We start from the raw sequence: 20,430 nt of genomic DNA on the forward strand, positions 1-20,430 counted from the left end.
TCCGCTCCCGCAGACAGATGGCGTCAGATTTCCAGCCCCTGATCCCGCCGTCTCCCGAACGACCAGTCGACACCGCCATCATCACGGGCGATCCCCGAGACCTCCCTGCCCCGCTGCTTTTCCAGCGAAGGCGTCCACGGCACCAACTGAAAGCCAAGCCCGTTATCGATCATTGCCATCCGACCGGATGCCAGCACGAAGCGCTGGCGATAAGTCCCTGACACATACTCGCCTGTACCGGATGGCTGATGAGCAAGCCCCTGCTCCGCCGCCAGCCGTCGGGCCAGTTCACCGACCTCCCTTTCCCGGAGCGTGGCAATCATCCCGCGCGGATAGATGGTCTTCTCACCGTCACGTCGCGCCAGTCCCTGCTCGACCAGATGGGTACTGCGCTGGCGCAGGGCATCGCGGACCTCCGACCCGAAGGCCGCCTCACCCAGCGCCACTGGATCACGGGCAACAAGCTGGCGGTCCAGCCATGTTGCGCCACGTGCCTGCACCTGTTCGCTGATCGACAGGTCCGAACGCATAGCGAGCGTGGTCCGTCGATGACCCTTGCCATCCTCATAGTTCCGCAATTCGACTAAACCGCCGGGCGGGACATCCCCGGCAGCCTCCAGAGAAGGCAAATGGACATGATGTGTCCGCCCATCCACGCCATCGATTACGGCATAGGCGTTCCCTTTCATCTCATCATCCAGACCGCGTGCGACCAGACGCCCAATCACGGGCTCGGCCAGTTCTTCCCCGGCCAGCACCCAGGACGCCGAAGCGCGTTCGATCCCCTGCTCGCTCAGACCGCGATGGATACGCTTGATGATGTCATTGCGCTGGCCCATCTCGCGCAAGGTGACCTCCGCCGTTTCATCAAGACGCCATTGCCCGGCACGCACCTCATGGGCAAGACCCATGCGCTCCAGACGCCGCAACCGTCCGACTTTCATAACCGCGAAGGCGTCAGGCTGCTGGTCTGGCGATGGCGCCAGATCGATAATGCCGCGTTGATCCGCGTCCTGCTGCAACTGCCGGTCCAACTGGGTCCAGCGCTCCGCCTCGACCTGGCGCTCCACGTTCCGGCGGATTTCATTTTCAGTGCGCGGCCCGAGTTCGAGGGTAACAAGATTCTGGGCACGGGCACGCAGGCCCTCGCGGATATAATCCTTCGAGATGACCAGATCCTCGCCAGCCTGATCCTTGCCCCGCACGATGACATGGACATGCGGGTTGTCGGTATTCCAGTGACTGACCGCCACCCAGTCCAGACGCGTGCCGAGATCCTGCTCGGCCTGCGTCATAAGCTCCCGCGTGAAAGTTTTCAGATCCGCCATGCCCACCGCATCCTTAGGTCCAACGATGAAGCGGAAATGATGCCGGTCATCCTGACACCGCTCGGCAAATTCACGCGCGGGCACATGGTCGCGCTCGGCCCCGAACAGCCGGGCCTTCTCCCCGTCCTTCGTGACACCTTCACGCTGGAGATAGGACAGATGGGCACGCAATGTAGCCCGTGCGCCATGTCGAACCACCCTCGCCTTGACGATGGCAAGCCGGGTGCGCCGCGACAGGAGACGGTTGGCACGCGCTGCCGCTCCCCTGCCCCGCCCGAAGGTCGATGGTCCCTTGCGTCCGTTTGCCGGTCCCGGACGCCCCATGCCCCCGGCCCGGTTGGTCGCGGCCAGCACGCGCCCGATGAAAGACCGGCCTTGGCGGGCACGGGTCGAGCGGATGCGACCGGGCCTGACCCGGAAATCGTCATCGCGGGCCATGACAGGCCGCACCTTGCGCTAACATATTGAAAACAGGGCAATCAGACCGCCAGAAACCTTGGGACGATAAAATGACCTTGCGAAAAACCCTGAAAAACCGCCCTCCCCAACCATGCCGCACCTTGCGGCTTTTATCTTGCGCTAAGCCCCAGAGACCCGATCCCCAAGACAATCGCCGTTTCCCTGCCTTCTTGCCCCCCTGCTGCGAGGGCTTCCGCGCATGCCTGGTCATGGTGCCAGCCCCATCGAGACAGGCACGAACAACGCCTGGGACGTGTCAGCCGGTGCTTTCGGGGCATGCGGAAAAGGCCCGGACGAACGCCATATGACGTGCCCGGCAAACAGCGTGTCCTCCGGCTGATTCCGCGCCACAGTTGCGTCGATGTCGTGCAGGACTTCCGCAGATACTGTGCGTCCGTCCAGCAGTTGCGCGACGGACGCCACGTAATCCCGCGTCTCCTGCGGCAAAGGCCGCCCCGTCGCGAGATGGGCTTCATAGCGCCCCGGACCGGCATTGTAGGCGGCCAGAAAACCTACGTCCCCGTAGCGGTCGTGCAGCATTCGGAGATAACTGGCACCGGCAAGGATGTTGTCGTAGGGATCGAAAGGATCAGCTCCGAGGCCAAGATCATGCCGCAGCCCCTGCCATGTCGCGGGCATGATCTGCATGAGACCCATCGCGCCCTTTGCGGAGATCGCATGGGCATCCCGACCGCTTTCCACCTGCATCACCGCACGGATCCATTCCGGCGGCAGAGCGACACGCAGGGCGGCCTGCCGGATCAGCCCGTCGATATCCTGCGCACAGACGGGGCGCGCCAGAAACACCAGCGACGCCCCCAGTCCCGTGCGGCACAGCCGGAGCAGCATGGAACGAAATCGCCCACTGGAGTGGCCGAGCCTTCGCCCTGTTCCTACAGTCAGGCGCATCATTCGCGTGCTCCCTGACGTTTCTGCGGGCGGCTCCAGACGAGTTGCCAGACCCGTCCGCCACGGCCCGACTGGAACAGGGTCGCGCGTACGCCCTGTGCCAATGACGGGTCATCAAGCACCACGACGATGTATTCGCCGGCCCGTTCGCCGGTGCGTGTCCAACCCGCGCCGACTTCGGGGCCGTCGCTGCCATCACCAAGATGGATGCGATAATCGGGCGCGTTGCCACCTTCCGGCGTCTCGATGCGCACCAGTGTCAGTTCGGCATCCAGTGAGAGTGTGCGCAGGCGTCCGGAAAAACCTTCGACCGTGCGCGTGAAGAGTCCGATCTGGGCCATGTCAGTGATCCTGCAAAAAGCGTGGCGAAGAAAGGCCGACGGCAGGCACGGAATCTACGGCAACCCATAGCGGGGTCGCGCGCCCGATCACGCTGCTGAGCAGAAGAGGACCGAAATACCGGCCGTCGAGACTGCGGGGTTCGCGCGTGTTCATGACAAAGATCTCGCGCGCATCGAGACGGTGACAGCCTTGCCAGACAGGCAATGGACGCCCGCGATGATCAGTGGTCAGCGCCTCACCGACACTCAGTCCATCGACCGTGATATGGCTTCCCGTGCGACAGACCGTCTGACCACCAATCGCTGCCACGGGTTTGAGTAGCGGCACGCCGCGCGGCAGATAGTCACCATGCGCCAGCCTGTCCGCATCGCCTTCCGGCAGACGGAGCGCCACCAGATCCCCGACATGCGGCAAGCGCTCAGGATGCAGGCGATACAGACCCGTTGGCACACTGGCCGTAGCGTTCCAGATCAGGCGTGGCACCGGATGCAGGGCCATCGACAGGCTCATGCCCAGCGCTGCAAAATAGGTGGTGAAGAACCAGCCCCGCCGCGTCATGGCACGGTCCTCCCACACAGCCAGGCCTCATGCCGGGCAGTCGTGTAGGACGGCACGATGCCGCCTTCCTGCAGAACGTTGGCAAGCTGCTGCCAGTAGGATGGACAGACATGCACGGGATTGATCCGGCGCCGTTCCAGTGCGTCGATGACAGCAAGAACGGTCCGGACCTGCACCCAGCCGCTGCGATGCAGCAGACGTTCCGCACCCGTCGGCACAAAAGGCAGGCGTTCCCGGGGCTCACCCGCATGGGGTGCGCGCACGATATCGATGCAGCAGGCTGCCGCTCCGCACTCCGCCTGTGTCCAGCGCAGGAGGGCGAACACGGCGCCCGGCGCGAAACACAGACGGCGGCGATAGCGATCGATCGGTTGCGTTTCCAGCGCATGACCGAAACGCAGCCACTGTTCGATGCGCTTTTCCAGCCAGGTCAGTTCGAGATGCGTCATCACCTCGCGAGATGCGTGGTTCATGCGTGCCCTCCTGCAACAGAAAGACGGATGATGGCCGCGCATTGGCAGCAGCTCCGCTGCATCACGATGGACCGCCTGCCGCCACAAGAGGGTCGCTTCCCGAGCAGAAAGCCTGCTCGCAAAAAATCGTGTCGTGGCGCAGGACTGTCGGGAAATGTCGAGAAGAATCCAGCGGTTTTTATGGTATTCGAGGACTCACGCGCGCGCCCCGGCGCGGTGTACAAGTACTGAATAGTTATAATATTTAGTACTCTTAGAGAGAGCGATTTTCCCCTTTTATAACAATCGACTATCGCAACATCCCATTCCCGATAGGCCGGGAAATCGATTCCTGATAGGCCGAATGGCATCACGAGTCCTCCACATGGTTATCCACAAGTTCATGTGGATAAGTGTCGCGAGCAGGCATGAAATGAAGCACCGGAATATCCCCCGACGACGCCTCCAGCCGCAGCCGATAGCCAGGCAGGCTGTCTGCCGTGACGAGGCGACGAATTTCAAAGACGAAGCGGGGATAGGGCGAACGCGAGGCCGATTTCTCGTGTAGGTGCGGCAGATCAAAGGCCCAGCCGTCTTTCTGGCGACCGGCATGCCGTCGCACGAGAAGGTAGAGCCAGCGTTCAAAGCCACCGGTCAGGGCGAAATAACGCGGATCAAGGTCGAGGACCGCCCGACGACCGACCGCATCGCACAGCCATTGCGGGAGAATGAGGTCAAGTTCGCCCCGTCGTTCCTGCCAGGCGACAATCCACGAAAACCCCAGCGCGCCTTCCCGGGTCTGGCGCAGGGATGTCGTCACACGGGTATCGGCAAGCCGTTCCAGTCCTGCCCGCAGCCGCGCGTAACGGGCGGACGTCTCGCCCCGGTCGAGAAAACGCAGAACGTCGCGCATGCTGCCCCGGATGTGCGGCGACAGAGGCTGTCCCCGCCGCCGGGCGGCAACAAGGGTCGAAACGGCCCAGATCAGGATATCCGCGTCCCATATCGTCGCCATGGGAGTGTCATCGCGCCCGGCTACGTGCATGGTGACGTGGCCCATGCGAAAGCTGACCGGCACATGCCGCGGCGACTTGCTGAGACTGAAGAACGGCCACGACATGAGGTCGATCAGCAGGCATGGCGTGATAGGCCGGGATACAGGAAGAGATATCATGGTCCCCTCCCGTGCTTGCGGCTGCCAAGCATGCGGGCGACCTCGTAGGCCGTCTCGGACGTGGAGCGGCAGGCCACATTCTCGACCCACACGCGGATATCATCGACGTGATAGAGCACGCGCCCGCCCATCTTGCGAAAGATCGGGCCGCTGCCACGACAGCGGTAGCGCTCCAGCGTGCGTGGCGAGATGTTGAGTTTGTGGGCTGCCTGTGGCGTGGTGAGAAGCTGCTCGCGCAGGAAACTATCCTGACGCGGATGTGAGAGCGTCATATCGGCCTCCGTCAGTTCGGGCGTAACCACGCGAAGCTTCGGCAATAATTGTCGTGAGGGAGACGTGCGAAAAACGACCGTTCCTTTGGCGCGTACGGTCCTGTCGCTGGGGGCAGAACTGCTCGGAATCACGCGCGCAGCCGGAAACGGCCCGGTCGCAGGAGGGAGACATATTCGCGTCGGTCAGCAAGACGTGCAGCCCGCTTCAGCAAGCGTCCGACACGCGCACGCTGCGACGATGTATCCCACTGCCGGGCATTCATGGCGCGGACAGATGGATCCAGAACCCGGCCGATCTCACGCTGCGAGGCCCCGGCCACACGCCCGGCATACGCGCAGATGACATCGGCCATCCGCCAGACATGATAGGGCCGGAGCGAGAACGAGCGCGGCAGGCCGGGAACAGATGCACCGGTGAGGCGTTTCAGAAAACGCCGTAGTTCTGCAATACGGATTTCCTCAGCGCCGTCCAGAGGGATGAGCGCGGCTGGACGGGCAGACGCCGCCCATCCCTGTATCTGCAGATGATGGGCACCATCATCGGGCGAGATGACAACGACAAGGATACCAGACTGCTGTTCCATCGGGGATGCCCCGTGAAGAAAGCGCTCGGGGATCGTGCGAACGTGAAAGTCAGCGGGGGCTTCGACAAGAATTGTCACACCCGGATAGACTTCAGGGTTCCATAATGCGGGCTTGATCCATGCGGGAATATCCGGATCAGCCGGAACAGGATAACCCCCATTGGTGAGCGAAACCGCCCGCCAGTTCATAGCGTACCCGGAGGTCCGTGAGTGTATCGAGGTACTGGCGAAGATGGCGGTATTCGGTCACATAAGCAGGGATATGCCGCAGCAGTTCCTGTGCCAGTCCTGGACCATTGAGAAGACGCAAATGCTCTCGAAAGCGTGGATCGTGCCATTCCAGATGCTCGACCATGACGGACTCCTCCCATCTGCCGCCAGAATTACCGGTCTGGCGAGAGACGGAGGGAGATGCCGTGAGGAAGGCAGTGCATGACTATTACGATACACAACCGCAACGTAAATGATGCCTAACGCTGCCTTCCGGGGCATGGGGGTTCGGATGATGGCTACAGTTATCGCGACGAAAAAGGCGCCCGAGGCTAAAAGAAACCGTCTCGCCAGAGAGGTCGGTGCTACGGCGCACCAGTGCATTCTGACAGGGTCGTGATGACATGATCGTGCCTGCTCCGGCTGACCGATAAGGCTGGCCCTGAAAACCGGAAGCCCCCCGTCAGGCGGGGGGCTCGGCATCGCGTCGGGCAAGCGCTTCTTTGAGTTCTTGCTCGATCTGTCGGCGCTCGCGACGGCTGAGGTGAAAGCTGGTCAGTTCGGCGCGCAGCATCTGGATGTGGTCGTGTAGCGTGGTCATCGTCCTGCTCCTTTCGTTTCTCGAAGACAGGACGCACGGCTCATGCCGGGGCGGACCGGGTCAGGGATCGCCGCAGGCGACCGGCTCGCCGGCGCGTGGGGGAGCCGATTTTGTCTGGCGCGCCCGGCACGGGTGCGTCGGGCAAAATTGGGGGGACCACGCGTCCTTGACGCGGTTCGCCCTCGCGCATGGTACAATGGGAAGGCTGAGGGAAAGCCTCGTATTCCGCCTGCGTCTCACGTCGGGCGACCAGCACGATCGCCCGCGCCCGGGAAGAGCCCGCCAGAAAGCCCGGAAGGCCCCGCCCGGAGAGACCGGGCGGGGTTGGTGGTGGGGAGCTTACTCCCCGTTCCGGCTGCGGGGCCGGGTCCAGATCAGGGAGTAGCCCTCGCCGTCCTCGTCGATGAACAGGTTGGCGAAGATCGGGGCGGCGAAGGAGGGATCGTCCAGCTTCAGGCTCAGATAGGTGCGCCCTTCGCTGGAGCGGCGGGTCCAGGCCGCACCGAGTTCAATCCTGCCCAGATAGACGCGGTAGTTGGGGGCGTTGTCGTTGGGACGGTTGGTTTCGACCACCAGCCGGACATTGCGGGCCTGCAGGGCCAGGGTGACGATTTCGCCTTCGAAGCCTTCGCCCACCTTCTTGAAGGAACCGATGTTAGCCATTGTCGTATCTCCATGCTGTTATCGGGCCGCGACCACCGTGGCCTCGATGGCGATCGACCAGCCGGAGGCGAGCGGCAGAGCACCCTTCAGGGCCGCAGCGCAGCGGAGGACGGCAGGGCCGGAACTTTCTTGTTTCGCGAGGAATGACGGCGCAGCCGTCAGGGGAAGAAAGTTCTGGAACGCCGTTGCGGCCAGCCGATCGAGGCGCAGCCGGTCTTCGGCTAGATCAGCCATCCGACAGAGGCCATGGTGTGCGGACCCGACAGCCCCCCAGGAGATACGATACCGGCATGGCTGGTCCTTCAGAGGGTGACGATGCAATCTGGCGCGAGACTGTCACGCTGCCACTGTGGGAAACTGACCCCGTCCGGTGGTCGTGTTTCCGTTCCCGATGTTACGCCCCCTTTCCTCGCTCATGGGCAGGGTTGCGTCGTGCGGTGCGACAGGCCCCACTCCCGGCACAGGCGCATCCCGTCAAAGCGATCCGGATGATTCCTCGTTCGCAGCCTGCCGTCCCGGCCCTTTCGCCGATGGGGATGCCATGGGCTTTTCATCCATGGACCGTCCCCGCAGGCGCACGGGGCTACCACCGAAATCCGTCCCGCCGGTTCTCCGGGCGGGGCCGACCGGGGGTGGACGAACGTGTCTCCAGCCATCAGACTCGCAGCGGCTGGGGAGCCCGACGTCATTGCGGCCCTGGCATCTGACAGCAGATATCAGGTCGCTTTCATGATACCGGCATGGGAATGGCGCTCACGCGCCACTCTCTTTCTGGAATTTCCACACGGGAATGCCCATCTGCTTTGCCTTGTCGGCCAGATTGTCCTGAATACCGGAACCTGGGAACACCATGACCCCGATGGGCAGGACTTTCAGCAGGGCGTCGTTGCGCCGAAACGGGGCGGCTTTGCCGTGCCGGTTCCAGTCCGGCTTGAAGGCGATCTGCGGAATTTCGCGGTGGTCCGCCCAACGGGAGGCGATGAATTCCGCCCCCTTGGGTGAGCCACCGTGCAGCAGCACCATGTCGGGATGCTTCTCACGCACCTTGTCCAGACGGCTCCAGATCAGGAGATGGTCCTCGTAATCAGGGCCGCCCGTGACCGCGATCTTGGGGCCGGTCGGCACCAGCAGTTCCGTTTCAGCTTTCCTGCGGGCGTTGAGAAAATCGCGGCTGTCGATCATGGAGGCCGTCAGGGTGCTGCGGCTGACCAGCGAGCCGGAGCGTGGCCGCCAGGGCGACATCGTCAGGCGTTCGAACTGGTCGCAGGCCAAATCGCGGAATATCTCGCAGGCGTTGCGTCGCTCCAGCAGGGTCAGCCCTTCGGCAATGAGGCGTTCCAGTTCCACCGAGCGGATCTCGCTGCCATCCTGTTCCTGCTGGCTGCGCTTCTGCGCCTGCTCGTTGCGGTCAAGATCGCGCTCGACCTGCCCGACCATGCGGTGAAAGACGTTGACCGTGGACCAGAGCAGCGGTTCGAGATCGGGTTCCAGCCGCGTGTCCGTCAACGTGGCTGACAGGGCGTCGAAGATGTCGACCACCGCGCCCTCGATCTGGCTGGCGTCGGGCAACGGCCTCGGGTCCGGCTCATCCTCGAAGGGACGGTGGCCGTAAAGCTGGAGTTCCGCCAGCACATGGGCGGCGGAAGATGTGGCGTGCGCGGGTTCGAAATCGTCCTGTGTGCGGGTCATGGGTCTGTCCTCCGGTTCTGGCCGCGCCCCTCGCGGTCTTTCCGGGGGCGGATAGCGGCAGACGAGGGCCGGGCCGGAACCGCGCAACGCGCGGCCGCAGCGCAGCGGAGGATGGCAGGGAGACGGCTATTTTGCTTCGCGATGCAAAGCGCGGCACGCGCGGCGGAAAATAGCCGTCTCCGCCATTGCAGGCCCGGTCTGGCTGACGCCCGCTCCCCTTCCAGAAAGGCCGCGGGCGCGCCTCATCCGGAAACGGGACAGCCCCGCACCACACCGGAAAGAAGATACCCCCTCACAGCCCTTCCCGGCCCGCCTCAGTGCGTGACCGGATGCAGGAACCGCGCCACGTCCTGCGGGGCAAGCTGGGGATGCAGGATCGCCCGCATCGCGCCACGCCCGAGATAGCGCAGATCATCGTTGAAGTCCGCCAGACGCGGTGACAGCACGAGGCACTCGATCCCGGCCTCCTGCGTCCGGGCCTGCAGGGTCGTCACCGCATGGTCCCCGGCCGGATCGTCATCGCGCAGCACGTAGAGGCGGCGCAGCGTGGGCGGAAACACCATGGCGGCGAGATGCGCCGAGGACAGGCAGGCGGCCAGTGGCAGAGCGGGCATGACCTCATGGAGCGACAGCGCCGTCTCGATCCCCTCGCCTGCCGCCAGAACGTCGAACACCGCGCCAAAGCGCACGGCATTGCCAAGCAGGTCGCCCATCGCCCGACGGGGCATGGCGACGGGGGCCTTGCCTTTTCCGTCCCGCGCCAGCCAGGTGCGATGGACCCCGGTAACGCGGCCATCAAGGTCAGTGACGGCGGCGATCATGGCGGGCCAGGTCTCGGTTGGACTGTCCGCATCGGCCCGGTAGTAGCAGTCAGGATGGAAACGCAGCGATGGCAGGTCCGTCAGGCGAGTCAGGTCACGATGCCGCAGCCAGGTTTCCGCCAACGTGCCCGCAATCGGGCGGGACATGGCCCAGAGCCGACGCGCGGCGTCTGCGGTGCCAGATGCCTGCCCGGAAGCATCGTGGCTGAACGCATGAGAACGACCACGATCTGCGGTCTGTCGTGGCTCCGGTTGCGGCAGACTGAGGAAGCGCCGGGCCTCGTCGGCGACATCACGAAAATCCAGCAGCCCGAGGCTTTCACGGATGATGTCGAGCAGATCACCGTGCTGCCCCGTCGCGCCATCCGTCCATTTGCCCGCGCGGCCACGTCCGTGCGGTCCACCATGCAGGCGGACATAGAGCGACCGTCCCGGCATGTTGTGGACGTCGCCGACCAGCCAGTAATTGCCGTGCCGCCGCCCGGCGGAGAGGTAATGGCGACAGACTGCCTCGGCGTTCTCGGCCAGCCTGCGGGCCAGATCGCCAGCATCCCATGACTGCGCGTTGGTCATCTCCCCCTCCCTGCAGGCTTGATGCCGCCATGATTCCCCCGTAACGGCAGAGGCAACGGGCATAGGCCCGAATGCAAAAGGATAGTCCCATGAAGATTGCCGATCTGGTCGATCATATCGCCACCACCACCGAAACGAGCAAGACCGATACCCGCAAGGTGCTGGACGCCCTGATCGAGGCGATGACCGCTGCCGCCAAGGCCGGTGATGAAATCACCCTGCCAAACTTCGGCAAGTTCAAGGTCAGGGAAGTCGCCGCCCGCGAAGGCCGCAACCCGGCCACCGGTGCGACCATCCAGATCGCAGCCTCGCGCAAGCTGGCCTTCACGCCTGCCAAGGCGCTCAAGGACAGCCTGAACGACTGACCTGCCGACAGGCAAAAGGCGGCGGACCTCGTCCGCCGCCCCCTTCCCATTACGCCGACGTCTGATGATGGGCGCGTTCATCCGACCTTCTCCATCAGCTTGCGTGCCCTGCCCTCCAGATCCAGTCGTGTGTCCTGGTTGGTCTTCGTCCGCGCCAGTGCGGTAATCCCCTGCACGAAATCGAACACGCTCTCGGGCTTGCGGCCTTCCTCGTGCAGCACGGTTTCGATAATCTTCGTGGTTTCCGGTTTAGAGAACCCACGACGACGCAGGAAACTTTCCCGATCCTCATCGGTTCTGGCCACCAGCGCCTTGCGCGAGGCCTGAATGCCTGAGACGAATGACGCCGGGCTGGCCGTGGCGAAATTCCGCAGCGCGGGCGTGGCCTGATGCACGAAGCGTGAGGCGGCAAACTTGCTATGCCGGATGGTGATCTGTTCGAAATTTTCGACGCCCCACAACATACGGTTTTGACACACTCCGCGCAGATAGAATGACGCAATGCCGAGGCTCTTGCTGCCGACTTCGGAATTCCAAGCATAGAAGCCCCGGAAATAGAGATCAGGGTCGCCATTGGGCAAGCGTCCCGCCTCGATCGGGTGTGTATCGTCCACAAGGAACAGGAACACATCGCGATCCGATGCGTAGAGCGTGGTCGTTTCCTTGGTGATATCCACATAGGGATTATGGGTCATGGTGGCCCAGTCGATGACACCCGGCACCTTCCAGTTGGTATCGCCCGTGCCGTCACCGGCAATTTTCCGCACCGCGCCAACCAGTTCATGGTCCCAGATGCGGCCGTAATCCGGCCCCGTGACGGCGCGCAGTTCCACACGCCCGTCCTCGGTTTCCAGCGTCTTGACCAGTTCGGCGCGGTGCGACAGCAGCCCGTGCTGGAGATTGATCGCCGCTAGTGGTGCCGGAAGGTTTCGAAGATAGGACGATGGTGCGCCGACAAGACTGCACATCTGGCCAAAGGACCAGTGGGTGGGCGCGATCGGCTCATTCTGCCCCGGCACGGTCAGGGTCAGACGCTCGGCATTGTCGCGGGATGCTTCCACGCGAATGGCGCGGCTTTCCACTGTGCGGGCGGTGGCGCTCTCGGCACGGGCAAGAGTAGCCGTGTGCAAATCGGACAGCGAGAGATACCGCTCGTCATCGGGCCGCGAGAACCATTCGGACGAGACGCGGGCGCTACGCTCCCCACGGGAGGGATCGATCCGGAAGCCGCCAGACGCGGCGCCACGGGACGCAGGGGGCAGGATGGTGGTCGTGGTCATGGAAAACTCTCCTCTGATGCCGCTTATTCGGCACCCAAGGCGAAGCCGACCTCTCCCTCTTTCCGGGGCGCCGGACATGAAAAAAGCGGCTTCCGGGCACCGGAAGCCGCTGTCTCAAAGTTCCAAAATCCATTGTGCTATTCGGCAGCGATTGCCTCCATATCCCCGCCTGCTGTCACTGTTTCAACCTGTGCCTGATCGGCAAGCCCTACGGTCCGCAACGCCTCGGGCAGCCAGCCCGAACCATCGAGCAGCCGCTCGGCCTCGCGCGCCATGTCAGGCTTCTTCAGGTGGGCGATGCGCTCTGCCGTCTCGTCGCCGCGTGCCTCCCGCACGGCCTGCAGGATGCGCGCCTTGGTCACCCGGCCGAGATAGTTCTCGACGGTCGGCTGCCAGCCTGCCTCGACCAGATCGAGGCTGAGGGCCGACGCCAGTCGATCGGCCCGTTTAAGGCGTTCGGTCACGCTGCGCTGGGACACCGCGCCGTAAGCGGGCATGCGCTCGTAGAGTGCGTTGACCCCGAAGGACAGGCAATGGGCCAGTAATGCCATGCGACTGGCGTCGTCCAGCCCGTCGATCCAGCGCCACAGCGCGTCCTCGTCATCGGGCAGATCGTGCTTCCAGCCCTCGTTGCGCTGGCGCAGCGCGTGGGCTGGCACGCTGCCCGGCATGTCGGGCGAATGGACCGGCAGGGGGATTTCCCGGACATAGGCTTCCAGGCAGTCCGCACCCGGTGTCTGCCAGTAAACATCACGCACCAGCGTATGCAGCAGTTCGGTCAGCGCGATGTGCGGGTTGCTGGCAAACGCGTTCCGCAGGGCCAGCGTGCGCCAGGCTGTCAGCTCGGTGAGCAACCGGTCGGGCAGCGGCCTAATCCCGTCTTCTTCCTCGGGTTCGACGACAGGAGCGATGCTATCGCCCTCCCCGCCTTCATCGTCGCCATAACCCGTAAAACGTTCATCCTGCCCATCATATGCACGGTGAGCATATTCATCCGAACCGTCGGCATTATCGATCTCTGCAGGCTCAGCCGGCATGTCCTCGGGCAGTACGAAACCCCGCTCCACCTGCAGCGTGCCATCACTATCGAGGCTGACGAAGGCGCCTGCCCGCGCCATGTCAGCGGGATCGAACGCCAGTGGCCGTTCTTCCAGGGCAAGAATGGCCTGCTCGATCTCACCCAGCCTTGCATCCACCGCGTCGGGGTATTCATCCGCCTGGGCGTATTCAGCCTCTATGGTTTGCTGCTCGGTATGCAGGGCTTCGAGACGGGCTGTCTCTTCATCGGTCAGAGGTAATTCCGTGCCGTCGATCTCAGCGAAATGCCGTGTGTGGCCCCATGGAAATGACAGGGCCGTCTCGACCCATTTCCAGCCCTCGGCGCGGATATCCTCTGCGGCTGCATGCAATTTCTCCATGACCAGCCGGTCCAGAATGGCGGGATCCTGCAGCCAGCCGCCGTCATCGGCCTCGAACAGGTCGCGCATGACGTGGCCACCCGCTACGATATAGGCCTCCAGCCCGACGAAGCGGGCGCGGGCGTCCGAGGCCCGCACGGTCTTTTCTGTCAGCATGCGGCGGATGACATAAGGCTCACGGTTATGGCTCTGGGACACGATGTCCCAGACCTGTTCCTGACGGACATGGTCATCGCTGATGGAAAAGACCATCAACTGTTCCAGCTTCATGCCGTCCTGCTCATATACATCCAGCAGTTTGTCGGAAACGGTCATCAGCCGCAGGCGCTGTTTGACCACGGCGGGCACCACGAAGAACGCGGCGGCGATTTCTTCCTCGGACATGCCCTTCTCCAGCATGTCACGGAAGGCGCGGAACTGGTCCAGCGGATGCAGGGCCACACGCTGCACATTCTCGGCCAGGGAATCATCCTCGGCGAGAATGGCCGACCCGGCCTCGCGCACGACGCAGGGCACCGGGGCGGTCTTCGCCAGTTTCTTCTGCTTCACCAGCAGTTCGAGCGCGCGAAAACGACGCCCACCGGCCGGCACTTCGTAGGTACCGGTCTCAACCCCGGCATCATCAACGACTGGCCGGACATTCAGGCTCTGCAGCAGGCCCCGGCGCTCGATGTCGCGGGCCAGTTCCTCGATCGACAGGCTGGCCTTCACGCGCCGCACGTTGGACTGCGACAGCACCAGCCGGTTGAACGGGATGTCACGGGACGAACTCAGGCTGATTTTAGGAATGGCGGTCGCCATGGCGGAAAACTCCATGACGGGCGGACAGGAGACTCTCTCCCATCCTCTCAACCCGTCACGAAAATCCGCGCAGCCCTCTGACTCTGACGGCTGCACCCAAGCCAGCACGCTCTCCTCTTTCCCGGCAGAAAAAATGTCGGCAATGGGGGGACAGCAGAATATCCGCTTTTAGAATGAAATGCGGGCTTTTTTGCTCGTAGCGATTACCTCGACCATATAGTAATGTGTTCTTTGAACCACATCACCATGAGGTGGGAAACAACGTGGGGCGTTAAGAAGGAAGGCCTTTGCTGACGATTGAGAAACGTTTGGCAACGGATCGTGGCCTATGGTTATCAAACGGGAGTTGGGGGGAAAGCGGACGGTGTATTTTTTTGGAAAAATCATTAATTTATTTAGTTGACGTTGAAAATTTCCCTCCTACTCTTATCTTTTTGATAAGAGTATCAATTTTCTGTATTGAAGGTATCATTTCTATAAATCTACAAGTAGAGTAAAATGTGCAGACGCAAAAATTGTGAGAAATTATTGTGACCAGAGATAACTTTTTTACGAATTTATGGGAAAATCAAAAAACACGAGTAATATATACTATTATATCTGTGATTTTGTTGATCGTGTTATATTGTGCTTCATCGACAATAATCTCTAACTCAAGTTCATATAATATATTTTCCTATTATGGAACTGTTGCTACATTAATAGGATTAATTATAACAATATGTGAAATATTTCACAGCGTAAGAATATCGAAAAGTATAAAAAAGCAATCGGAGGAAATGGTTTCTGAATACAAAAATATAAACATAACATCAGTTGTTAGCGAGTGTCTATCATGCATTGATTTAATTAGTAATAATATATCAAATGAAAAATATGACTTAGCTTTAAACGGATTTAATTATTTTAGAAGGTCATTTTTTAGAATATATCGATGTGAAGAACTGGCGGAAATTAAGATAAGTATCAATTTTGTTGAAATAAAACTTCAGGCGGCCACAGCTACTACAGCAGCGGCTCCTTTGCCTATGGCGACAAGGAAAAATATTTTGAAGAAACTACTGGAAATAAAAAATCACGTTGAGAATATCGATCCTGCCACTGGAGTGTCTTATGTTCCCCGATAAAATCAATCATTTTGTTTCAGAGCTCCTACGGAAAACCGAACAAGGTTTGCTTAAATGGCTCTATGATGACGAGAATTCTAGCGTCCAAGTTCAGACGCAAGAATTTACTTTTTCTCTAAGATATAATTTTAATCAAATAGAGGAGGTTGGTGAATTTGTAATTATTTATTTTAGCGCGGCAGATGGAAAAGAATATAGATTCTACACAAACCAAACTTGGAATGATTATGATCTCGCTAGACGTCTATTTGACACGGCGCAAGCATCAGGTTTGCAATTACCTTTTTAGATATCTTTTTTGGAATTTCTATACTTTATAAAATGTTGCCCTTAATTTTCGTAATCAGAAATTGAGGGTAACCGCTATTGAAGTCCGCTATGCAGCGTCCAAAACAATCTCTTTGTATGTCTCCAATGAGGGCGCTAGCCGCCTCCGGCGCGGTCGAACGAATTGCTCAGCCAGCGAACCGCTCCCGGTGTCTGCGAACGTAGACCGGATGCGGATGATAGGCAGGATCCCTCGGCAGGATGATCCGTTCCATTTGTCGGCCAAACAGACTGCTCAATTCGCGGGGGATGCGGTTGTGGGCGACAAGCAGGCCCAAATCGTCCGTCAAAGAGATGAGATGCCGGTCGAAGAGCCAGTGGACTGTTGCTGAGAGAGCGATGCCGTTCCTGACGACGTCGGGCCCACCGTCGGCAACCGCCTGGATATGGGCTGCCTGTGCCTCCGCCTTGCCGCCCCCGTTGATGAGCCGCAGCCCAGTCACGCAGCAGCGTCCGTCGTACGCATCGATGACCTGGCGACGGAAGGCAGCATCCCTGATCCGGCGGTTAACAAGAACCTGCTCGATGCGCCGGGCCTGGTCCGGCGGCGGTGCCTCTAGGAGGTTGCGCGTCGGTTGGTCCACGTGGATCGGATCGAGTTCGAGCCGCCGGGCATTGATGGGCGCCAGCGTGGCATCTAGCCCCCTCCGGACAATCGCACCAAAGTCAGCCAACGAGATCGTCCGGATCGATCTACCCTGCAGTGCCGCGCCCCGTCTGGTAGGTTCAACCGCTCGAAGGCGTTCCTCGAACGGCCCGTCGGGGCCCTCCAACGGAACGACAGCATCGAATTCGAGGTAGCCCTCCATCCTGGCGTAGCTATAACCTGGCCGGGCGGGGTCGGGTTCGACGGCAATGACCTTGGCGACAGCGACGTAGCCACTGCGGCCGCCGTTGCGACGGGGTTCCCGATAGAGGATCCAACTCCCGAGGCAGTCCAGTGCCGCGGACAGGTAACGATCAGGGAAGTGGTACTTCGAGACGATCTCGTCATCATAGGTCGTACCAGCGCGAGTATCGAACACGCCGTTCACTGGTTGCCCTCCGCTGCTTGCGACCAAAGAGGATAGGCATATCTCAGTTCATAGCAATAGCTGCCGTCCGCAGCAGGGTAAACTCGGGGGGGGGTGAACGGTCCATCCTCTTTGGAGCGTTTATGCGCTGTTTCCAGCCGTTCACTCGACGACGTGTGACAGCAGCTACGCGCCAATGTCAGCTGTTTTTGAATGTCTTCAGTAGGCCAGAAACCAGCCTTTCCCGCCTTCAACTTCGCCACCTATGAATAATTCGAAGATGCGGTAGCCCTGAAGCGATGTAGGGCTATCTGCGATAGAAGTTTCCGACTTCGACGAGGGTCTCAATGAAAGGTCCAACCTGAGAACAAAGCCTGAGAGACCGTGGGCGGACTAATCGTCGTCGTCGGCTGGGAAAATCGGCGCGACCGAGTGATGGGCTGTACGAAGAAAAGCTGGGAGGCGCTCTATTGCTAGCTTGGTCGAGCTATAGCCTTTTGACCTCATGCCGCCCTCGATCATCGGGTAATTGGCAAATTTGACGTCGTTGAACTTCGGTTGAAAGGTGTTGATGAGTTGCGCCTCTACCTCGCGGGTCATGGCCTCATCGCCTAATGCTATCGGTGTCTCGCACAAGAACCGTTCGAGAGCATTTTCGTCATCAAGGTCTATATCGTGTAATATGGGCGGGACCGTAGATCCGAGGTCAGTGTAGGGCACTTGGGGCACATCCGTCAGGCCAACCACCTTCAGTAGAACAAGGGCTATCTCAAACGGCGCGCGAGCAGCAGGCTCAGCACTAATGGGATTTTGGACGGTTAGAATTTTCTGCATTTTGTCGTGGCCCGTAAGCCTGTTCCACACCCTCTGCGAGAAGGCCTTGCCAATATAGAGGACGTCGAAGTCTAAAAAGGAAAGCGGATCAGCGTCGTCCGTTGTCTCGACCCGCAAGTCGTCCACCACATATTCGTAGAGGAGCTTTTGCGGGCTCCACCACAAGATGAACGAGCCATCTTCTTTGAACAGTTTGATCCCCGCGACGTCGCGCAGAGGCTGAACAGTGCCGGGCGTCTCGGAGAAAAACTGTGACTCTACGTAGAGCTTTTCGCCGGGCAAAGAGATATTCGCGGCAACAGGATCAATACGACATTTCATCGGCTGGTTCTTACCGTCCGCAATCTCGAAATAGATGAAGCCGTCGCGTATTTCGATGCTGTCGAAATATGTCAAAGGTCGTTGCACGATCATGTAAATGGTGCAGTTGTCGAGGAACTCACGGACAAGCTCTTCACTTTTGAGGAACTCGAATTCATAAGCTGATACGACCGGATAAGCCGCAGACAACTGAATGTTCGCGTATCTCACGCCTTGAATGATATTGCTTTCCTCCTCGTTCATGACCAGCACTTTCCAAGTGCCAGGCCGCCTTCCTTGCTGAGAAAGCTCATCAAACGACGGCCCGTATATTGACTGCATCGGAGACTCATAACGCCTAATACCCTAGCGAACGCGCCTCTTTCGATCAATGCCGTCCCAGGGTGATTCAGAAACCGCGAGAGCCGCGAAGGGACGCATTGAACGACCGCTTTCCTCCGTATTGACTGCGGATCTGCCATTTCGCTTTCGGCCCAACTCGGCCAAGAGACCCCGTGCTGCTTATGTCCGCTACGCGGCAAGCTGGTCAGAAGCTCTCATGTCTGAGAAGAGGGCGTAAGCGGACTATTTCCTGAGCCTGATGATTCCGAGTTCGTGCCACATCCACCCAAAATCGTAGGCAGCCATGCCACCGCCACTCCCTTGGGCGCGGACCGTAGTGTTTTCGATATCCTTCAACCAGATGGCCACCTTTTTACGCCCTGAAGCTGTCTGGACGGCCTGGCGCGGCGTCATATCCCCCAGGGCCGGGACTGGCTCATCAAGCACCTGCCGATAGTGCCGCTCCAGCATCTGCCCGATAATCCGGGCTTCCTCCTCGGGCGGGATCTGCAGTCCTGGCGAGACCTCCCGTCCAGGCGTCCCCCGGTCTTCCATCGCTTGCGCCGGCGTCATGATTTGCGTGAGCGGAGCGCGCACGAGATCTCCCAGACCAACCTGCAGCATGGCACGACCACGTTCGGCACGCTCTTTCGAGTTCACCTGCAGCCGCAACTGCCGCCCCTTCAGATCCAGCGTGCCCAGCACGATCGCACCATCATCCATCTCCGTGCGCAGGAACCGCCCGTTTTCATCTCGTCCAGCCTTGCGCACGGGATCGCTCATCGGCTCTTTCAGCCAGTTCCAGAATGACCGGTTTTCCGATCGCAGGGCCATGATCCCGTCAAGCACATCCGCCACCGTCTTCTGCGTCACGCCCTTTGCCAGCGGGAAACACACTTCGTGGAAGACCAGATCCTCTCCGTCCCCATTGAACAGCGCTGGCCCCTCCATCTGCCGGGCCATGTCCTCCAGTGTCCGGAACAGCCAGGTCAGCGTGAACATCGGCGCAAGTTCATGCAGCGTCCGCGTATCGACTTTCGGAAACTCGGCCTTGCCCCGCCGCTTCCGACGCACCTTGTAAAGGTGCGTCGGAAGATCCTCACAGGCACCCCGCGAATAAGCGAGCAACCCGCCTGCCAGAATGGTCTTTCCATCGGACGGCACAAGACGTGCTGCAATCCGGTCCCACTGTTCCAGCGTCCGGGTAGCCGTGCCTTCATGCACCAGAACGGGTTCCCCACCCCGCAGCAGGTCACGCGCCATCAGGCTCTGGCCGGGTTTGATATCCGAGACTTCATCAGGCTCATGACCGAAGCCTTGAGGGCACGCATATAGGCGCTGTTACGCGGCCCTTCCTTCCAGCCCCGACGCTTGAGGTAAACGTCCACGAAGTTCCGGCCATCATCCCAGTCCTGCCCGAGAAAATCTTCGAAAGCGCAGCCCCACAGTATCATGGCGACGTCGGGACCGATCATCTCCGCCAGATCCTCGAAGGTGATGTCACCTGCTTCCAGCGCCGGACCGATGTGATCGCCGAGCACTTCGCCAAAACACTCCTGCCAGTCTTCCTGACCGAGATAACGGATCAGTCCCGTAAGTTCGTCTGCGGCCATAACTGCTCCTGCTTCTCCTGATACGGACAGCAGAGGGGCAGACTGTCCTGACTCGACAAGCCTAGAATGATACCCCGAAACAGGCGACAGGGTGCCCCGCTCTTCAATCACGCATTTGTGAAAGTGGACAAAAATGCGCCCCGGTACCTTTTCGTCTGTTTCCTATGTGTTTCCTGCAGAGGATTTTGAGCACAAAAAAAGCCACCCTTATGGATGGCTTTTTCTTAGTCTTTTCAGACGCTTACGTATGGTTGCGGGGATAGGATTTGAACCTATGACCTTCAGGTTATGAGCCTGACGAGCTACCGGGCTGCTCCACCCCGCGGTGGTAGTGTGTTTGTAAGATGGATTGGAAGACCTGGCGGCGACCGACTT

21 protein-coding genes, 1 tRNA gene and 1 pseudogene are annotated in these 20,430 nt (G+C 60.3%); 3 read left to right on the plus strand and 20 right to left on the minus strand.

What is annotated here, in order from left to right:
- Window positions 1–23: 23 nt before the first annotated feature.
- The 14 genes from KUA11_RS14525 to KUA11_RS14590 all read right to left on the minus strand — a co-directional run bounded on the left by KUA11_RS14525 (window position 24) and on the right by KUA11_RS14590 (window position 10,635).
- The gene (locus KUA11_RS14525) at window positions 24–1,766 is read right to left on the minus strand and encodes a relaxase/mobilization nuclease domain-containing protein (RefSeq protein ID WP_217411516.1); all 1,743 of its coding nucleotides are present in this window, start codon (window positions 1,764–1,766) and stop codon (window positions 24–26) included.
- A gap of 228 nt (window positions 1,767–1,994) precedes the next feature.
- Complete coding sequence (locus tag KUA11_RS14530; protein WP_217411518.1) at window positions 1,995–2,699, minus strand: lytic transglycosylase domain-containing protein; 705 nt, start codon at window positions 2,697–2,699, stop codon at window positions 1,995–1,997.
- Window positions 2,696–3,037, minus strand: a complete 342-nt coding sequence (locus KUA11_RS14535) for a DUF736 domain-containing protein (RefSeq protein ID WP_217411520.1) — start codon at window positions 3,035–3,037, stop codon at window positions 2,696–2,698. The genes KUA11_RS14530 and KUA11_RS14535 overlap by 4 nt, the downstream gene beginning before the upstream one ends.
- A 1-nt stretch (window position 3,038) precedes the next feature.
- Window positions 3,039–3,596, minus strand: coding sequence for a S26 family signal peptidase (locus KUA11_RS14540; RefSeq protein ID WP_217411522.1), 558 nt, complete (start codon window positions 3,594–3,596; stop codon window positions 3,039–3,041).
- Window positions 3,593–4,069, minus strand: a complete 477-nt coding sequence (locus tag KUA11_RS14545) for a DUF2840 domain-containing protein (protein ID WP_217411524.1) — start codon at window positions 4,067–4,069, stop codon at window positions 3,593–3,595. Before KUA11_RS14545 ends, KUA11_RS14540 begins: the two co-directional genes overlap by 4 nt.
- 349 nt (window positions 4,070–4,418) lie before the next feature.
- Window positions 4,419–5,222 carry a replication initiator protein A gene (locus tag KUA11_RS14550; protein WP_217411526.1) on the minus strand — a complete coding sequence of 268 codons (804 nt, stop codon included), beginning with the start codon at window positions 5,220–5,222 and terminating at the stop codon, window positions 4,419–4,421.
- The gene (locus KUA11_RS14555) at window positions 5,219–5,494 is read right to left on the minus strand and encodes a helix-turn-helix transcriptional regulator (protein ID WP_110548184.1); all 276 of its coding nucleotides are present in this window, start codon (window positions 5,492–5,494) and stop codon (window positions 5,219–5,221) included. The genes KUA11_RS14550 and KUA11_RS14555 overlap by 4 nt, the downstream gene beginning before the upstream one ends.
- A 128-nt stretch (window positions 5,495–5,622) precedes the next feature.
- Window positions 5,623–6,267 (minus strand): DUF2285 domain-containing protein, encoded by a 645-nt coding sequence (locus tag KUA11_RS14560; protein ID WP_217411528.1) that lies wholly within the window; start codon window positions 6,265–6,267, stop codon window positions 5,623–5,625.
- The gene (locus KUA11_RS14565; protein WP_141654870.1) at window positions 6,215–6,433 is read right to left on the minus strand and encodes a transcriptional regulator domain-containing protein; all 219 of its coding nucleotides are present in this window, start codon (window positions 6,431–6,433) and stop codon (window positions 6,215–6,217) included. The genes KUA11_RS14560 and KUA11_RS14565 overlap by 53 nt, the downstream gene beginning before the upstream one ends.
- Window positions 6,434–6,751: 318 nt before the next feature.
- Entirely contained in the window at window positions 6,752–6,889 is a 138-nt protein-coding gene (locus KUA11_RS14570; protein WP_165399214.1) for a hypothetical protein, read from the minus strand.
- A 339-nt stretch (window positions 6,890–7,228) separates the two neighbouring features.
- Window positions 7,229–7,552, minus strand: a complete 324-nt coding sequence (locus tag KUA11_RS14575) for a DUF736 domain-containing protein (RefSeq protein ID WP_217411530.1) — start codon at window positions 7,550–7,552, stop codon at window positions 7,229–7,231.
- An 18-nt stretch (window positions 7,553–7,570) separates the two neighbouring features.
- Window positions 7,571–7,786: a hypothetical protein gene (locus KUA11_RS14580; protein ID WP_041247388.1), complete on the minus strand. Its 216-nt coding sequence runs from the start codon at window positions 7,784–7,786 to the stop codon at window positions 7,571–7,573.
- Between the two features lie 519 nt (window positions 7,787–8,305).
- The gene (locus tag KUA11_RS14585; protein WP_217411532.1) at window positions 8,306–9,241 is read right to left on the minus strand and encodes a DUF2493 domain-containing protein; all 936 of its coding nucleotides are present in this window, start codon (window positions 9,239–9,241) and stop codon (window positions 8,306–8,308) included.
- Window positions 9,242–9,555: 314 nt separating this feature from the next.
- On the minus strand, window positions 9,556–10,635 hold the full coding sequence (locus KUA11_RS14590; RefSeq protein WP_217411534.1) for a DUF7146 domain-containing protein: 1,080 nt from the start codon (window positions 10,633–10,635) through the stop codon (window positions 9,556–9,558).
- 71 nt (window positions 10,636–10,706) lie between these two features.
- Between KUA11_RS14590 and KUA11_RS14595 the strand changes: the two genes are divergently transcribed.
- On the plus strand, window positions 10,707–11,000 hold the full coding sequence (locus tag KUA11_RS14595) for an HU family DNA-binding protein (protein WP_302480898.1): 294 nt from the start codon (window positions 10,707–10,709) through the stop codon (window positions 10,998–11,000).
- A gap of 77 nt (window positions 11,001–11,077) precedes the next feature.
- On the opposite strand, the gene KUA11_RS14600 is transcribed toward KUA11_RS14595, so the two are convergent.
- Both KUA11_RS14600 and KUA11_RS14605 read right to left on the minus strand, forming a co-directional pair.
- The gene (locus KUA11_RS14600; protein WP_217411538.1) at window positions 11,078–12,280 is read right to left on the minus strand and encodes a DUF932 domain-containing protein; all 1,203 of its coding nucleotides are present in this window, start codon (window positions 12,278–12,280) and stop codon (window positions 11,078–11,080) included.
- Between the two features lie 137 nt (window positions 12,281–12,417).
- Window positions 12,418–14,499 carry a ParB/RepB/Spo0J family partition protein gene (locus KUA11_RS14605; RefSeq protein WP_217411540.1) on the minus strand — a complete coding sequence of 694 codons (2,082 nt, stop codon included), beginning with the start codon at window positions 14,497–14,499 and terminating at the stop codon, window positions 12,418–12,420.
- 779 nt (window positions 14,500–15,278) lie between these two features.
- On the opposite strand from KUA11_RS14605, the gene KUA11_RS14610 reads away from it, so the two are divergent.
- Window positions 15,279–15,626 (plus strand): hypothetical protein, encoded by a 348-nt coding sequence (locus tag KUA11_RS14610; protein ID WP_217411542.1) that lies wholly within the window; start codon window positions 15,279–15,281, stop codon window positions 15,624–15,626.
- Window positions 15,613–15,915 carry a hypothetical protein gene (locus tag KUA11_RS14615; protein ID WP_217411544.1) on the plus strand — a complete coding sequence of 101 codons (303 nt, stop codon included), beginning with the start codon at window positions 15,613–15,615 and terminating at the stop codon, window positions 15,913–15,915. The genes KUA11_RS14610 and KUA11_RS14615 overlap by 14 nt, the downstream gene beginning before the upstream one ends.
- Window positions 15,916–16,081: 166 nt before the next feature.
- Here KUA11_RS14615 and KUA11_RS14620 read toward each other — a convergent pair whose 3' ends face one another.
- The 4 genes and pseudogenes from KUA11_RS14620 to KUA11_RS14635 all read right to left on the minus strand — a co-directional run bounded on the left by KUA11_RS14620 (window position 16,082) and on the right by KUA11_RS14635 (window position 20,380).
- Window positions 16,082–16,987, minus strand: a complete 906-nt coding sequence (locus KUA11_RS14620) for an HNH endonuclease (protein WP_217411546.1) — start codon at window positions 16,985–16,987, stop codon at window positions 16,082–16,084.
- Window positions 16,988–17,359: 372 nt separating this feature from the next.
- Complete coding sequence (locus KUA11_RS14625) at window positions 17,360–18,364, minus strand: hypothetical protein (RefSeq protein WP_217411548.1); 1,005 nt, start codon at window positions 18,362–18,364, stop codon at window positions 17,360–17,362.
- A 321-nt stretch (window positions 18,365–18,685) separates the two neighbouring features.
- Window positions 18,686–20,055 (minus strand): annotated as a pseudogene (locus KUA11_RS14630) (DUF7986 domain-containing protein).
- 248 nt (window positions 20,056–20,303) lie between these two features.
- A tRNA-Met gene (locus tag KUA11_RS14635) sits at window positions 20,304–20,380 on the minus strand.
- Window positions 20,381–20,430: the final 50 nt, after the last annotated feature.

It is taken from the genome of Acetobacter estunensis (genome assembly GCF_019083805.1).
GTDB lineage: Bacteria > Pseudomonadota > Alphaproteobacteria > Acetobacterales > Acetobacteraceae > Acetobacter > Acetobacter estunensis_A.

What these genes read in the sequence shown, in the direction of transcription:
- KUA11_RS14525 (WP_217411516.1), bottom strand. Translation starts at nt 1,766, where the DNA reads ATGGCCCGCGATGACGATTTCCGGGTCAGGCCCGGTCGCATCCGCTCG.
- KUA11_RS14530 (WP_217411518.1), bottom strand. Translation starts at nt 2,699, where the DNA reads ATGATGCGCCTGACTGTAGGAACAGGGCGAAGGCTCGGCCACTCCAGT.
- KUA11_RS14535 (WP_217411520.1), bottom strand. Translation starts at nt 3,037, where the DNA reads ATGGCCCAGATCGGACTCTTCACGCGCACGGTCGAAGGTTTTTCCGGA.
- KUA11_RS14540 (WP_217411522.1), bottom strand. Translation starts at nt 3,596, where the DNA reads ATGACGCGGCGGGGCTGGTTCTTCACCACCTATTTTGCAGCGCTGGGC.
- KUA11_RS14545 (WP_217411524.1), bottom strand. Translation starts at nt 4,069, where the DNA reads ATGAACCACGCATCTCGCGAGGTGATGACGCATCTCGAACTGACCTGG.
- KUA11_RS14550 (WP_217411526.1), bottom strand. Translation starts at nt 5,222, where the DNA reads ATGATATCTCTTCCTGTATCCCGGCCTATCACGCCATGCCTGCTGATC.
- KUA11_RS14555 (WP_110548184.1), bottom strand. Translation starts at nt 5,494, where the DNA reads ATGACGCTCTCACATCCGCGTCAGGATAGTTTCCTGCGCGAGCAGCTT.
- KUA11_RS14560 (WP_217411528.1), bottom strand. Translation starts at nt 6,267, where the DNA reads ATGAACTGGCGGGCGGTTTCGCTCACCAATGGGGGTTATCCTGTTCCG.
- KUA11_RS14565 (WP_141654870.1), bottom strand. Translation starts at nt 6,433, where the DNA reads ATGGTCGAGCATCTGGAATGGCACGATCCACGCTTTCGAGAGCATTTG.
- KUA11_RS14570 (WP_165399214.1), bottom strand. Translation starts at nt 6,889, where the DNA reads ATGACCACGCTACACGACCACATCCAGATGCTGCGCGCCGAACTGACC.
- KUA11_RS14575 (WP_217411530.1), bottom strand. Translation starts at nt 7,552, where the DNA reads ATGGCTAACATCGGTTCCTTCAAGAAGGTGGGCGAAGGCTTCGAAGGC.
- KUA11_RS14580 (WP_041247388.1), bottom strand. Translation starts at nt 7,786, where the DNA reads ATGGCTGATCTAGCCGAAGACCGGCTGCGCCTCGATCGGCTGGCCGCA.
- KUA11_RS14585 (WP_217411532.1), bottom strand. Translation starts at nt 9,241, where the DNA reads ATGACCCGCACACAGGACGATTTCGAACCCGCGCACGCCACATCTTCC.
- KUA11_RS14590 (WP_217411534.1), bottom strand. Translation starts at nt 10,635, where the DNA reads ATGACCAACGCGCAGTCATGGGATGCTGGCGATCTGGCCCGCAGGCTG.
- KUA11_RS14595 (WP_302480898.1), top strand. Translation starts at nt 10,707, where the DNA reads ATGCAAAAGGATAGTCCCATGAAGATTGCCGATCTGGTCGATCATATC.
- KUA11_RS14600 (WP_217411538.1), bottom strand. Translation starts at nt 12,280, where the DNA reads ATGACCACGACCACCATCCTGCCCCCTGCGTCCCGTGGCGCCGCGTCT.
- KUA11_RS14605 (WP_217411540.1), bottom strand. Translation starts at nt 14,499, where the DNA reads ATGGCGACCGCCATTCCTAAAATCAGCCTGAGTTCGTCCCGTGACATC.
- KUA11_RS14610 (WP_217411542.1), top strand. Translation starts at nt 15,279, where the DNA reads ATGGTTTCTGAATACAAAAATATAAACATAACATCAGTTGTTAGCGAG.
- KUA11_RS14615 (WP_217411544.1), top strand. Translation starts at nt 15,613, where the DNA reads ATGTTCCCCGATAAAATCAATCATTTTGTTTCAGAGCTCCTACGGAAA.
- KUA11_RS14625 (WP_217411548.1), bottom strand. Translation starts at nt 18,364, where the DNA reads ATGAACGAGGAGGAAAGCAATATCATTCAAGGCGTGAGATACGCGAAC.